Below are 14,418 nucleotides of genomic sequence, written 5' to 3'. Positions count from 1 at the left end.
CTGCCGAACGCTCCTACGACGTCTTGAGACGATGAACGAGCGGCACGGACGATCATATTACAAACATCAATGCCTAGATTAATAATGTTGATCCGTGCATTGACATTATTCGCCACGGGGATTATGATCAATTCCGGCAATGCCGATTGGCGACGCCGCTTGGTGTTCCGAGAAAGGTAGGTCCTGTATCGGTCGATCGAGGTTGTCCCTCGGAGGCGATAGGAGAGTGGCCGTAGGACTGAGTGGGTCAGTGTTTGCGGTGGAGGCGATACACCTCCGCAAGGAGTTCCCGAAGCGCCGGAAAGGCGTGGCGCTTTGGACCCGCTGGCGGCGCCGGCGCGAAGGGGTCCCCAGGAATCCGAGCGACGTATGCAGTGGGCGTGACCAGCGCAACCGGTGCGATGAGCGCGGCGGATGGAACGGGCGCCACCGACACGGTGATGCGGAGGCGTTGGGCAGCGGTCGCGAACGGACCAATAACACCGACAACGCCGAGGAGACCGTCGTCGCCGTGCGCGATGTGTCGTTCGTCGTAGAGCGAGGCGAGATATTCGGGCTCCTCGGCCCGAATGGCGCGGGCAAGACCACGACCATCCGGATGCTCTGCACGCTCCTCGAGCCTACGAGCGGGAGGGCGCTCGTGAATGGCTACGACACAGTTCGCGAAGCTGCCATGGTGCGACGCTGCCTGGGCGCGGTTCTCACGGGCGAGCGGAGCACATACTGGAAACTCACGGGCCGCGAGAATCTCGAGTACTTTGCAGCCCTGTACGGGCTGTCACGCCGGGAGCAGAAGGCCCGGGCGTCGGCTACCCTTGAGAGGCTCGGCCTGGCCTATAAGGCGGACCAGCTCGTCGAGACTTACTCGTCCGGGATGAAACAACGGCTTGCGCTTGGAAAGGCGCTGCTCGCCGATCAGCCCATCCTCCTCCTCGATGAACCGACCATCGGGCTCGACCCCGCGGCAGCGCGCTCCATCCGGGCGCTAATACGCGATCTTCGCGCCGAAGGCCGAACCATCCTTCTCACGACCCACTACATGGAAGAAGCCGACCAGCTCTGCGATAGGGTAGCCATCATAGACGAGGGAAGCATCATTGCGCTCGATAGTCCCAGGAGACTCAAGGACTCCTTGGGGGAGGGCAGAGGCCTTCGGCTCGAGGTGAGCGACTGGAACGAGGACGCTGACCGGGGCGTGAGGGCGATTCAGGGGGTTGCGGGCGTCACGGCGAGTCACGCTGAGGAACAAGAGACCTGGCAAGTAGGGATTGTGACGGACAACGGACCTTCGGTCCTTGCTGAGATCATCTCCGTCGTCGCGCGCTCTGGGGCCAGGATCCGCAGGGTACAAGCGGCGGAGCCGACCCTGGAGGACGTGTTCCTTAAGCTGACCGGCAAGGGCCTTAGGTCATGAGCGGTTGTGTCGTGAGCGCCCTCGAGCGGTCGTGGGCAGCCTCAGCCTCGGGCTGCATAGAGCGGCCTCGAGCGCCCTTGAACGGTCGTGAGCGCTGCAAGAGGGGGGATCAGTACGGACGCCAACACTCCAGCGCCCAGAACAGAGTCCTTCGGTACGGGCTCCAGCAGGCGCGCCGGCTCCAGCGTGGTCACGGGCTCTAGCATGGTCACGCGCTCCAGCGCGGGCACGGGATCTGGCATGAGCGCTACCGCGGGCTCCCCCATCGGATCCCGCCAAGAGCACGGCGCGGGACAGCCGGGATGGGCGCCTGCCATGCCGGCCGGACCGACCTGGGGCATGGCCATCCTGGCCATCGCCCGCAAGGAGTGGCTCATCATAAGGCGCTACCCGAGCTGGATCCTGTCCATGCTTGTATGGCCGATCCTGCTGCCCCTTTCGTTCGCCTTCGGAGGCAAGGCGCTGTCCGGCCCGAGCGGGGAAAGTCTTGCTGTCTTTGCGCGGCTCACCGGGACGATCGATTACACGGGTTACGTGGCGATAGGCACCGTCATCTGGCTGTGGGTCAACGCAGCTCTTTGGGACTCGGGGACATTCCTCCGAAACGAGCAGACGAGGGGGACTCTCGAGAGCAACTGGATGACGCCGGCTCCGCGCATCTCGCACCTCCTGGGATCACAGCTCCTGAGCATTCTCGTAGGGCTCGTGATGATGAGCGTAGCCATCCTGGAGTTCAGGTTCCTGCTGGGTGTGCGGATCACCGGTTCACCCTGGGTCATCGCCATTTCAGTGGCGGCGGTCATTCCGTGCGTGTACGGGCTAGGCTTGCTCTTCGCGAGCGTCGTGGTATGGGCGAAGGACGTTTCCGCGATGGTCAATGTCGTTCGAGGTGCCTTCCTCATCTTCTGCGGGGTGAGCTTTCCTCTCGCGGTGCTTCCCGGGTGGATGCGAGCAGTAGCATCCGCGCTCCCGCTGACTTACGCGATAGACGCCGTGAGGACGGCCGCGCTCGGGAAGGTGAGTGTCGGCGCGATCTATCGGGATCTTGTGGTCCTCTTTGCCTACGGGTGCATCTTCCTGGCGTTGGGCGTCGCTGCTTTCATATACACGGAGCGGCAGGCCAGGCGGCGCGGAACGCTCTCGCACTACTGACTACTGAGAGGCTGCGCAGCCCGCGTTGGCGTTGGCGTTGGCTTGCCTTGGCGTTGGGTCGCTTTCGCGTTGGCTCGCTCTCGCGCTAGCTTGCTTTCGCGCTGATGAGAAGCAGCGCGGGTCGCTTCGGCGCCGGTGACGCCGGGAAGAGGTGGCGCGAGCGGCACGAAGCCGGCACCAAGCTGGCTGGCCTGATCCTGATGAAGCACATCTAGAACCTCGACTTGGTCCAGGTGAAGGGTGGTACTGTGCACATGGAAGTTCCAACGAACGGAGCAGCCGAGACGCCGGCGAGGGCCAAGGGCGAGGCGCCGCTGGACCTTTCGTCGAGCGTAAATGGGCGTGGGAGCGTGCGCACGTACGGTGCGCGAGCCTCTGATAACGCCGAGGCCGCCTACCGAGTTCGCCAAGCGATCTGGGCTATCGCCGCCATATTCCGTCGTGACTGGCTCATATACTGGCGTTACCCCATGAACGCCGTGTTCTGGCTCATGCAGCCTTTCATCTGGTTCACCCCGGTCTACTTCATGGGGCTCAGTTTCGTTGAGGATGGAAAGGCTGCCGGGTTCGAGGCGTTCACCGGAACTTCGGACTTCATGGCCTTCGTGATACTGGGAGGCATAATGTCCTCCTACGTGAGCGCGGTGTTCTGGAGCATCGGCACGACCCTCAAGAACGAAATGACCGCCGGGGTGCTCGAGTCGAACTGGCTGGCGCCGGTGCCAAGAGCGGTTCAACTCGTCGGACGCACCGCATTCAGCCTCGTGAGCGTGACGTGCGAGTCCTGCTTCTTGATGGTGGTCATGCGGTTCATGTTCCGCTTCGACCTCGGGCGGGACATCATTCCTGCGGTGCTCACTGCCATTCCCATGGTAGTCGGCATCTACGGCTTCGGGTTCGCCTTCGCGGGTCTCGTCTTGCTCATGCGCGATGCCTACACGATGATCGACATATCAAGCTACCTCGTAAACCTCTTGAGCGGCAGCACGGTGCCGGTAGTGGCATTCCCCAGGTTCCTCCTTGTGATAGCCATGGCCATTCCTCTCACGTACGGCTATGATGCGGTGAGGGGCATCCTCCTCGGCACCCGCACGCTCCTACCCATCCGGGTGGAACAGGCGATCCTCATCGGATTCATGGGAGTCATGGTAGTGCTGGGCCTCTGGGCATTCGGCCTCGTGGAGCGTCGGTGCCGCCGCCTGGGGACTCTGACCATGCACTAATGCCGACGTTTCCTGGGCTTCCCCTGCGCGTCGTCTGCCGAAGCAGGCTTCCGGCGCAGGATCTTCTGCGCGTATGTCGAAACTGGTAGTGAACGACGTGTTCGCTCGTTCGCTCGTTCGTTCGCTCGCTTTTACTCGACTGCGGGTTCCAGCTACGCACGCCAGGCACGAGCCGCTTGGGGGCACGCGCGACTGGCAAGAGGACGAGGTGCGGCGTGAAATCACGTGAGGTGCGGATAGAAGACGCCGTCGGGCTGACTCTCGCGTACGACATCACGGAGATAGTCCCCGGTCAGCGCAAAGGGGCGGTCTTGAGGCGAGGCCACCGAGTCTTGCCTGAGGACATCCCGACGCTCAGGCGCGTCGGCAAATGCGCCGTGTACGTCCTGGAGTTGGAGAAGGACGAAGTGCACGAGGATGATGCGGCCCGATGCTTGGCGTCAACGATCTCGGGCGACGGGACGACTGTGGAGATGCCCGGAGAGGCGTGGGCGGACGTGCGCGCCACCCTGAAGGGTCTTCTCAAGGTGGATGCACGGCGGCTGATTGCCGTGAACGCGATCGGCGAGCTCCTCATCGCGACCAGGCACACCAACTCAATCGTGTCGCCTGGGGACCTGGTTGCAAAGGTCAAGGTGAGGGGGCTCGTCGTCGAGAGGGAGCGCCTCGCGCGTGCGGCCGGCGTCGTGGCGAATGACCCGATCATCAGAGTCGTTCCCTTCAGGACCGTCAGCGCGGGTGTGGTCGTGACGGGACGCGAAGTCTATGAGGGCCGGGTGAAGGACGCGTTTACTCCCCTTGTCCGAGACAGGCTTGCGGAGTATGGGAGCACGGTTGCGGAATCGGTGGTCGTGCCCGACGACGCAGACGGAATTGCGCGAGCCGTTCTGGCGATGATCGGGCGCGAGGTGGACATGGTCCTCGTGACCGGGGGCATGTCTCCCGATGACTGCACTTCGCGGGCTATCGAGCTTGCCGGGGCGCGTGTCGCGTTCTACGGGGCGCCCGTGTCGCCCGGAGCCATGACGCTCCTTGCCTACCACGGCACGACTCCCGTTGTCGGAGTGCCTGCCGGCATCTTGGCGCGCCCGCGGGCGTTCTTCGATCTCCTGCTGGCCCGGCTCCTTGCTGGCGAGACCTTGAGCCCCGCTGACGTAGCCGAGTACGGACATGGTGGACTTTGCCTTGGGTGCAAGACCTGTTCGTTTCCGCGGTGTCCTTTCGGAAGGGGAGCCTAGGCGAGCGCGCTGCGGTAGGACGAGTGAGACGCGCGGGGGTATGAGTCGGAATGCCCGTGGACTGGGTCAGCCCGATGTTGCTTTCAGTGCGGGTCGCCGTGGTCGCGACCCTGGTGGTAGCGTGCGTCGCGACGATCGCCAGTTGGGCGATGAGAAGGTTCTCGTTCGCGGGGAAGCTGCTCCTCGACACGCTGCTCACGCTGCCCATGGTCGTGCCTCCCACAGTCACAGGGTTCGTCCTCCTGATGCTGTTGGGGAAGAACGGGCCCGTGGGAAGGTTTCTCGAAGCTTTCCTGGGAATCCGCGTGGTTTTCACGTGGTGGGCGGCTGTCATCGCATCGGCGGTCGTTGCCTTCCCGCTAATGTACGGCACGCTCAGGGCGGGGCTCGATTCCATCGATGAGTCTCTCGAGAAAGCCGGGCGCACGCTGGGGGCTTCGGAGGCGAGGGTGTTCTTCACGATCACCTTGCCTCTCGCGTGGCCGAGTTTCGTGGCAGGCGCTCTTCTTGCGTTCATGCGAGCCCTCGGAGAGTTCGGGGCCACTCTCATGGTGGCGGGGTCGATTCCGGGACGCACCCTGACCATGCCAACGGCGATCTACGTGGCGACCGAGTCGGGGGACATGCGGTCTGCGAGCCTGCTCGTGGCGGTCATGCTTTCGTTAGGGTTCGGTGCCACGTATCTGAGCAGAGTGTGGTCGGAGAGACAGGCCGGCAGATTCCGGCGGGCTCGAAGGAGCTGAGCGGCGGGCGGGATTGGGGAGCGAGGCGGTGCGCGATTCAGGTGGGCGGGGCGGTGCGTGAGAGCGATGGGTCCTCTCAAGGTGGAGATAGCGAAACGGCTCCCTGACTTCACTCTCGAGGTATCGTTTTCGTGGCAGTCGGGCATCATCGTCATCTTTGGACCGTCGGGCGCAGGGAAGACCACCGTGCTCGATTGCATTGCCGGGCTGCAGAGGCCGGACACGGGGATCATTGAGCTCGGCGGCAGAGTCTTGTACTGCTCCGGGCGCGGGATAGACGTGCCCCCGCAGCGCAGGCGCGTGGGATACGTTTTTCAGGACTACGCTCTCTTTCCCCACATGACGGTCAAGCAAAACGTCATGTACGGCATCGGAGGACGCTGCAAGCGCGGGCGCGGCTTCCGCATGACGGTCCTGGACGTATTGGAGATGCTCCGCATAGTGCACCTGCAGGACAGGTACCCGTGTCAGCTATCCGGAGGCGAACAGCAGCGGGTCTCGCTCGCTCGTGCCCTCATGACCGAGCCGGAGGTGCTCCTTCTCGACGAGCCGTGGAACGCGCTGGACGAGGAGACGCGGGTTGCCGTCCAGAATGAGCTCCTTGCGCTGCAGCGCCGGTGGGCGGTCCCGTTCGTGCTCGTGACCCACGATCGCGAGGAGGCCGAGAGGCTGGGCGACGCGATACTCTATCTAAATCGTGGGAAGCAGAGCCTTGAGTCCGGTGTCAGCTCCTCCCAAGTATGAGTCCATTCGCCGCGGCATGTGCCGGAGATGTTCGGGTCGGAGTCGACCCGCCGGCCATGCCACATACGCTGGATCGGTGGAGGTCGGACGGGAATGAGGCCAATCTTGGTGTCTTGCGTTGCCGTGGCGGTGTTCCTGGGCGCTGTCGCAGGGGTCGGGGATGCCGCCCGAAGAGAGATCGTCGTCGGCGCTGGCGCTGGGCTGCTAGACGCCTTGCAGCTCATTAAAGGATCGTTCGAATCGACAAACCCCGACGTCTCAGTGTCGTTTACGTTCGCGAGCGCGGGGGCGATAGCTGCTCAAGTGAAGCAAGGCGCCCCGGTCGACGCGGTGGTGTTTCCCGCAGGCGGGGGCCAGATGGACGCGCTCGAGCAAGACGGGTTCATCGCCCAGGAGACGCGGTTCGCTATCGCGCATGACGAGATCGTCCTAGCGGTGCCCGCCGGCACGAGAGTGGAGGGTGACCCGTGGAAGTGGCTGGCGAGCCCGTCCGTTGAGAGGATCGCGATCGGCGATCCTCGGATCGTGCCGGCGGGAACGTACGCCACGCAGGTCCTGCAGCACATGGGGCTAGACAAGCTGCTCGCCAAACGGCTCGTGTTCGCGAGGACCGTGCAGCAGGTCCTCATGTACGTGGAAATGGGAGACGCGGATGCCGGGTTCGTGTTCGGAAGCACTCTGCACAAGTCGACGAAGGCCAAAGCGGTCGCCAAGGCACCGGCTGAGTCCCACGAGAAGGTGGTGTTCGAAGCGGCCATGGTGAAAGGGACGCGGCACGAGAATGAGGCGAAGAGGTTCCTCGACTACCTGCGTTCCCTGGAGGCGAGGAAGGCGCTCAGCCAGTGCGGATTTGGCACTCCTGGGGAGTGAGCGGCGTGCTACGCGTCGGACAAAGGAGGACGACTCGAGATGGAGATCCTTGACCTTTGCAGAGAGAGGCTCAGAGAGCTGACCCGGTCTACCGGCTTGGCGGACGACGCAGTTGAGGTAGTCACCGCGCGGCCGCTCGCGCCGGAGGAGGCCATCGGCGCGCCGACCAGGCGCGACTTCCCGCTGCTCAAGGGCAAGGAAGTCATGATCCAGGCGCATTTCCGAGCGAGCTGCGGCCAGGCGTACACTGATATGCCCGCGCCGTTTCGTGGTAGGCTCGCAGATGTCATCGCGCTCCCGCTGCGCACGAACTACGAGCGCGCGGTGTTCGTGGCCACCTGCAACGCCGTAATGCGCAGCCTCGGTCTGGTCGACCACACTGTCCACTGCCGCGACACCGAGCCCGAAGAGTGCGCGCGGCTCCTGCTGGAGCACGTGGAGCGCCTTACGAGCGGGCATCTTGCGAGCGGGGACAGGGCTGGGGAAGGGGCGAGCGAGAGGAACGCCCGGCCGACTCGTACGGCCCTACCCCGACAGGCTCGGCTGGTCGCGCTCCGCGGTAGCCGCCCCCGCGTGGCCGTCATCGGCCTTCAGCCTGCGATCGTAAGCGCCCTGGCAGGGGACGACCGCTTTCAGGTTCGGGTCACAGACATGGACCCGACGAACATCGGAACGACCCGCCAGGGATTGATGATCGAGAGCGCCGAGCGCAACGCGGAGGTCGTCGCTTGGGCCGACCTCGTCCTTTCCACAGGGACAGTCCTCGCGAACGGGACCGGCGAAAGCATCCTGTCAGCTTTGCATGGCAAGCCGATCATTTTCTACGGCGTGACCGCGGCTGGGCCGGCGAAGCTCATGGGCTACGAAAGATTTTGCCCGTGCTCGCGGTGATCAGGCAAGCGCCTCTTAGGGCTCTCCACGTGCACAAGTTCGAGGTCGGCATGGGTCACGTCATGCCGGCTTAGAACCACGTCAAAGCACTACATCAGTTTCTCTTGCCCTCGCGCCTCGCCTGCTGCCCAAGCTCCTAACCTGAGCTCCCATCTGACCCGGCTGAGCGATCGCGTGCCCGTTACCTCGTTGATACGTGGGCGGTACATCGCTATTGACACGCGGAATATATAGGACTAAAATAGTCCTGTAATGACCTGACTGTCCCGACCTGATCTCTGAGAGGGGGAGAGGTCGGAGGCGAGGCTTCAGCAGAGACTTCCCCGAAAGGAGCTTGCGACCTGATATGGAGTTCATCAAGAGAAACACCGACTACGCATTGCGCGCGCTGTCGCATATGGCGAGCTACCCTGACGGCACGGTGTTCTCGGTGGAGAGAGTCGCTCGCGCCGAGGGCATTCCTGAAGGGTTCCTCCGCAAGATCTTTCAGAGGCTGGCAGTGTCGGACATAGTCGTCTCTCACCGAGGTCCCCGCGGCGGCTTCTCGCTTGCGCACGATCCGTCGGAAATCACTGCCCTCGAGATAGTAGAGGCCATCCAGGGAAGAGTGGCGGTCAACCGCTGTCTTCTCGGGCGCGATGCGTGCGACCGATGGGAAGTCTGTCGCCTGAGGCAAAGCTGGGTCGGGGTCCAGGAGAAGTTCGTGTCGTTCCTTGAGAACCTGACTCTGAAGTCCCTCGCCGAGCAGCAGCAGAAACCGGAATGATGGCGACGCAGTAGATCCCAAGGCGCCACGTGCGGAGGGGGCTGTTGTAGCCAGGTGCCACCACGCGAACGTGCCGTGGCGGGAAAGCGGATTTGCGGGAACTGCGCGTGATCGAGAACCCAATCAGAATCAAGATAAGGGGAGGAGAGAAACAGTGGAACCCGTAAGCGAGCACGAGTCCATTCGGGAGATGCATGAGGAGATGCAGGGAGCCGGAGTCACGAGCGTGGTCGAACGATTCGAAGCGCAGGGACTGCGTTGTACGTTCTGCGATCAAGGCATCACGTGTCAGCTGTGCTCCATGGGGCCGTGCCGTATCACGAAGAAGGCCGACAGGGGCGCGTGCGGGATCGACGGCAACGGCATGGTGATGCGAAACATGGTTCACAGGGCGAACATGGGGGTAGCTGCCTACTCGTTCCATGCGCGCGAGGTAGCCAAGACGCTCAAAGCTACGGCGCTTGGCAAGACGCCCTTCGAGATCCGCGACAGGGCAAAACTCGACCTCCTCGCACGGGCGCTCGGCGTGGCACCGGGGAACGCGGGCTACGAGAAAGCGACGGCAGACGCCATGCTCGCAGCGCTCTATCAGGACAGCGCCGAAGAGTCGGTGGCAGTCGCGGCGTTTGCACCAGAGACGCGAAAAAAGGTGTGGCGCGAGCTCGGCGTGTTCCCCGGCGGGCCGATCAGCGAGCTAGTGGACTCCACTGCACGGGCGATGACCAATATCGACGGCGATTATGTGTCCCTCGCCAAGACAGCCCTGCGCCTCGGCGTGGCAAGCTGCTACGGCGCGCTCGTCCCTCTCGAGATCGTCCAGGACGCCCTTTTCGGCACACCCGCACCTCACGAAGCCTACGTGGACCTCGGGATTCTCGACCCGGACTACGTCAACATACTTCCCAACGGCCACGAGCCTTTCGTGGGGATGGCGCTGGTCGAGGCAGCTCGCTCGGAGGACGTGCAGCGACGCGCTCGGGAGGCGGGAGCGAAGGGCCTTCGTATCGCGGGGTCAATCGAGACCGGCCAGGAGATGATGCAGCGCCTCTCGTGCGACGATGTCTTCGCGGGCCTCACGGGAAACTGGCTGAATCAGGAGTTCGTGCTCGCTACTGGCGCGGTCGACGTATTCGCAATGGACATGAACTGCTCGCTGCCGTCCCTCGCTTCGATCGCCGAGAAGTACGGCGCGACTCTAGTCGCGGTATCCCGGCTCATAGGCGTGCCCGGCGTCGAGAAACGCATCGTGTATGATCCCGAGAGAGTGCGGGAGCAGGCCCTGGAGATCGTCGGCATCGCCATAGAGAACTTCAAGCGCCGGAAGGCCGCCGGACGAGCGGCGCGCGACCTGGGGCGCACTAAGATCCTGACGGGCTTCTCGACAGAGGCGGTGCTAGGCGCCCTCGGTGGCACGCTCGAGCCGCTCCTCGAGGTCATCAAGAAGGGCGACATAGCCGGAGTCGTGGCTCTCGTGAGCTGCACCACCCTTAAGGGAGGCGGCCAGGACACCATGACAGTGGCAGTGGCCAAGGAGCTCATCCGCCGAAACTTCCTCGTGCTGTCGGCGGGATGTGGCAACGCGGCCTGCCAAGTGGCCGGGTTGAACTCACTGGAGGCGCAAGAGTGGGCGGGGGACCGTCTCAAGGCCGTGTGCAAGGCGCTTGGCCTCCCGCCTGTGCTTAGCTTCGGCACGTGCACTGACACTGGACGGCTCGCGCTCCTCGTCGGCGCAGTGGCCGGCGCGCTTGGCGTCGACACGGCGGCGTTGCCCGTCGCTGTTACGGCGCCCGAGTACATGGAGCAGAAGGCCGTGATCGACGCGTTCTCCGCGGTCGCCCTGGGGCTGTATACGCACGTTTCGCCGGTTCCGCCGGTGACCGGGGCTACCGACGTGGTGAACCTCCTTACCCGCGACGTGGAGGGCCTGACCGGCGGCAAGCTCGCCGTTGAGACAGACCCCGTGGCCGCGGTGGACGGAATCGAGAGGCATATCGCCGGCAAGCGGCGGGCGCTCGGCATCTGACTTGACGTCTGCTCTTGCTTGCTGGGCATCCGGCTCTGGGTGACCGCGGATGCCCGGCGGGCACTAAGGGCGTCTGTTGGGAGACTCGGTCCCGCGGTGAGACCGCGGCACTGACAGGAGAGTGCAAGGTTGAGTTCGAAGGTTGAGTTCAAGGGAGGACGATGCATGGCTGTAAGGAAGATAGTGAAGATAAACGAGGAGAAATGCAACGGGTGCGGCCTTTGCGTGACGCCGTGCGCGGAAGGCGCTATCGAGATCGTGGACGGCAAGGCGAAGGTGGTCCGCGAAGAGCTATGCGACGGCGCGGGATTCTGCCTCGCGGTGTGCCCCACCGGTGCGCTTTCCATCGAAGAGAGAGAGGCGCCGGAGTTCTCGGAGGAAGCCGCGAGGGAACGCGCGGCGGAGCGTGCGGAGGAGCGTGCGGCTGCTACGGGCCAACCAAAAGCTCAAATCACCCAACGCTGCTTCCTGTGCGGGGCGGGCGAGGGCGCTGAGGTGCTCATGCCGTGCCGCTTCAAGGGCGACAGCCTTTGGGTGTGCGTCCGGTGCTTGCCCAGGCTCATCCATGGCTAGACGTCCCAGCGAGCAGCACGAATGCTTGAGCCAGGTCGAAAGCTCCCGTGAGGGTGCAGAAAAGCTCCCGACACTTCGTTAAGGCGCCCCGCTTGGGGACGGCGTTGAGTCCGGGCCCACCGCGAGCCCAGACCCGAGTGAACCCAGAGCTCAGGGTCCCGGGCTCTGAGCTCTGGAACGTCAGTCGGACAGACTGCGGACTGTCCAGACCGCGCAGCCCGCCCGGGCGGCAGGGCGAGCTCGAGCGGTGAGTCGCCCAACCTTCTGCCCTTGCCACGTGCTCGATGCCTCGTGGAGGCGCCTGACCCTGCCATCAGCATACGCTCCCGCACATTGGCAAGACTGATCCTGGGCGCGCCCCATGGCGCTGACCTACAGAACCACCAAGGAAGGGAGCGAGTGCTGCATGGCAGGGTTTCCTCATCTCACAAGCCCTATGAGGATAGGGAACATGGAGCTTCGCAACAGGATCGTCATGCCACCCATGGTCACGAACTACGCGTTCGAGGACGGCTCGATCACCGGCAGGCTGCGGGCTTACCACGCGGAACGGGCGAGGGGAGGGGTCGGCCTCATCATCGTGGAGGCCTCGTACGTTCACCCGTCCGGCAGGGGTTTTCAAAACGAAGTCGGTATCTACTCGGACAAGCTCATCCCGGGACTGCGCAGCCTCGTTGACGTCGTCCACGCTCACGGCGCGAAGATCGCCGTCCAACTTTACCACGGCGGTCGGCAGACGACCTCTGACGTCACGGGCGAGCCACTCCTGGCGCCGTCGCCGGTGCCCGACCCGACGAAAGGCGAGACGCCCAAGGAGATGTCAAAGGACGAGATCGACATGATCGTGCGGGCTTTCGGCGAGGCGGCGCGCCGCGCGAAAGCGGCGGGATTCGATGCCGTGGAGATCCACGGTGCCCACGGCTATCTCATCAATGAGTTCCTGTCCCCGTACGCCAACAAGAGGAAGGACGAGTACGGGGGGCCCCTCGAGAACAGGCTGCGCTTCCCGCTTGAGGTCGTGCACGCCGTGCGGCGCGCGGTGGGGCCCGACTTCCCTGTCATCTACCGTATGAGCGCCGACGAGAAGGTGGCGGGGGGGCTCACCCTGGACGAGACGAGAGAGGTCGCCAGGCGTCTCGAGCGTGAGGGCATCAACGCGTTGCACGTGTCGGCGGGGGTGTACGAATCCGCGGTGTGGATCATCCAGCCCATGGCGATGCCTCACGCGTGCCTCGCGGATCTTGCGAGCGGGATAAAGTCGGTCGTGAAGATCCCGGTCATAGCGGTAGGCCGCATCAACGACCCGGACGTTGCGGAGGGGCTCATCGCCCAGGGCAAGGCCGATCTCGTTGCCATGGGGCGGCAACTTCTGACGGATCCTGAGACGCCTCGCAAGATAGCTGAAGGGCGCGTGGACGAACTTCGAAGGTGCATAGCTTGCTGCCAGGGCTGCATCGACGAGCTGTTCCAGGACCACCCCATTGGATGCACGGTGAATGCCCGCGCGGGCTTCGAGGAGGCGTTCGCCATGGCGAAGGCCCCAGTCGCCCGAAAAGTTCTAGTGGTCGGCGGCGGACCCGCCGGCATGGAGGCCGCGCGCGTGGCGGCACTCCGGGGCCATCAAGTCACGCTCTGGGAGAAAGGGTCGAGCCTTGGCGGCCAGCTCCCGCTGGCGGCAACGACGCCCGAGAAGGGGGAGATCGCCACGTTCAGGCAGTTCCTCGCAAGAGAGATGGGCCGACTCAAGGTGGACGTCCGGTTGAACAAGGAGGCCACCTTGGATGCCATTCGCGCCGAGAAACCTGACGTCGTCGTGATCGCGACCGGCGCCCGCCCGGCGCGCGTGGCTGCGCCCGGGGCGGACCGGCCGAACGTGGTCATGTCTTGGGACGTGCTGAGCGGCAAAGCTACTGTAGGGAGGAGGGTCGCGGTCATCGGAGGCGGACTTGTGGGGTGTGAGACCTCTGAGTTCCTGGCCGAGAAAGGACATGAGGTCACCATCATTGAAATGCTGCCGCGCGTCGCGTCCGACGTGGGGCCGCTCGTGGGGGCGCTCCTGCTGGATCGCCTGGCGGGGAAGGGTGTCAACATCGTGACCGGCGCGAAGCTGGCCTCAATAGGCGAACGCGACGTCACCGTGGAGAAGGACGGGAAAACCGAGACGCTTGCGGACTTCGATTCGGTGGTGATCTCGGTGGGATCCTCGCCTGAGGACGGACTGGCCAAGCAGCTCGAGGGAGCCGGGATAGACTACTACGTCATCGGGGACGCGTGGAGACCACGGCGCATAACCCACGCGGTCTTCGAGGGCATGCGCGTTGCCCACGAGATCTAGCGGCCGAAGTGACGGCCACGGCGGCCGCCACGGAGGCAGCCGGGGCGGCCGGCTTGGCGGCGGCTGCGGGGGGTGTGGGGGCTGCGGGGACGGCCACGGTCTTGGCCGGTGACACGGGACCCGAGGAGGTATCACGAGGGCTCCTGGGCCCTGTTGAACGAGGTGTAAGGCCACTCTTCGCAGGGCGCCGCGTCTTGGCGGTGCCCTGCGCTTGCGCGGAAAGCCCCTTCGACCTAGAGGGGGTGGGTGCGGACACGGCGGGAAAGACTGTGCGCGGCCTGGGCGATGGGACGAGACCGCTGGTTCTTGGCGGCCGGGGCAAGCCACGCGTGGCGACTGAAGACATCTTCGCGTTCTCCAGGAACGCGCGTAAGCCAGCCACAGGCGCACACCTGTCAACGGACTGTGATTTTGTCACCCCAAAACACATTCATCTGGACTGAGAA

Annotated in this window: 12 protein-coding genes; all 12 read left to right on the top strand. The window is 64.2% G+C overall.

All coding sequences use genetic code 11. The features are described 5' to 3' along the window. Nucleotides 1-226: 226 nt before the first annotated feature. Nucleotides 227-1,414 (top strand): ATP-binding cassette domain-containing protein, encoded by a 1,188-nt coding sequence (locus NUW12_10320; protein ID MCR4403148.1) that lies wholly within the window; start codon nt 227-229, stop codon nt 1,412-1,414. A gap of 315 nt (nt 1,415-1,729) precedes the next feature. Further along, nucleotides 1,730-2,566, top strand: coding sequence for an ABC transporter permease (locus NUW12_10315; GenBank protein MCR4403147.1), 837 nt, complete (start codon nt 1,730-1,732; stop codon nt 2,564-2,566). Between the two features lie 254 nt (nt 2,567-2,820). Beyond that, nucleotides 2,821-3,789 carry an ABC transporter permease gene (locus NUW12_10310; protein MCR4403146.1) on the top strand — a complete coding sequence of 323 codons (969 nt, stop codon included), beginning with the start codon at nt 2,821-2,823 and terminating at the stop codon, nt 3,787-3,789. A gap of 215 nt (nt 3,790-4,004) precedes the next feature. Further along, a complete protein-coding gene (locus tag NUW12_10305; protein ID MCR4403145.1) occupies nt 4,005-5,027 on the top strand; it encodes a molybdopterin-binding protein in 1,023 nt (340 codons plus the stop codon). Between the two features lie 50 nt (nt 5,028-5,077). Continuing rightward, nucleotides 5,078-5,770 carry a molybdate ABC transporter permease subunit gene (gene modB / locus NUW12_10300; protein ID MCR4403144.1) on the top strand — a complete coding sequence of 231 codons (693 nt, stop codon included), beginning with the start codon at nt 5,078-5,080 and terminating at the stop codon, nt 5,768-5,770. A 66-nt stretch (nt 5,771-5,836) separates the two neighbouring features. After that, complete coding sequence (locus NUW12_10295; protein ID MCR4403143.1) at nt 5,837-6,514, top strand: ATP-binding cassette domain-containing protein; 678 nt, start codon at nt 5,837-5,839, stop codon at nt 6,512-6,514. A gap of 93 nt (nt 6,515-6,607) precedes the next feature. Next, entirely contained in the window at nt 6,608-7,384 is a 777-nt protein-coding gene (gene modA, locus NUW12_10290) for a molybdate ABC transporter substrate-binding protein (protein MCR4403142.1), read from the top strand. Between the two features lie 39 nt (nt 7,385-7,423). Continuing rightward, entirely contained in the window at nt 7,424-8,275 is an 852-nt protein-coding gene (locus NUW12_10285; protein ID MCR4403141.1) for a DUF364 domain-containing protein, read from the top strand. A gap of 346 nt (nt 8,276-8,621) precedes the next feature. Beyond that, a complete protein-coding gene (locus NUW12_10280) occupies nt 8,622-9,041 on the top strand; it encodes an Rrf2 family transcriptional regulator (GenBank protein ID MCR4403140.1) in 420 nt (139 codons plus the stop codon). Nucleotides 9,042-9,195: 154 nt separating this feature from the next. Further along, nucleotides 9,196-11,064, top strand: coding sequence for an anaerobic carbon-monoxide dehydrogenase catalytic subunit (gene cooS, locus NUW12_10275; protein MCR4403139.1), 1,869 nt, complete (start codon nt 9,196-9,198; stop codon nt 11,062-11,064). Nucleotides 11,065-11,229: 165 nt separating this feature from the next. Continuing rightward, nucleotides 11,230-11,637, top strand: coding sequence for a 4Fe-4S binding protein (locus NUW12_10270; protein ID MCR4403138.1), 408 nt, complete (start codon nt 11,230-11,232; stop codon nt 11,635-11,637). Nucleotides 11,638-12,043: 406 nt separating this feature from the next. Beyond that, the gene (locus tag NUW12_10265; protein ID MCR4403137.1) at nt 12,044-13,972 is read left to right on the top strand and encodes an FAD-dependent oxidoreductase; all 1,929 of its coding nucleotides are present in this window, start codon (nt 12,044-12,046) and stop codon (nt 13,970-13,972) included. Nucleotides 13,973-14,418 lie beyond the last annotated feature (446 nt).

The sequence above is a fragment of the Bacillota bacterium genome (assembly GCA_024653485.1).
GTDB lineage: Bacteria > Bacillota > SHA-98 > UBA4971 > UBA4971 > UBA6256.
Note: the sequence above shows the minus strand (reverse complement) of the source record. Positions and strands in the feature narration are given on the sequence as shown.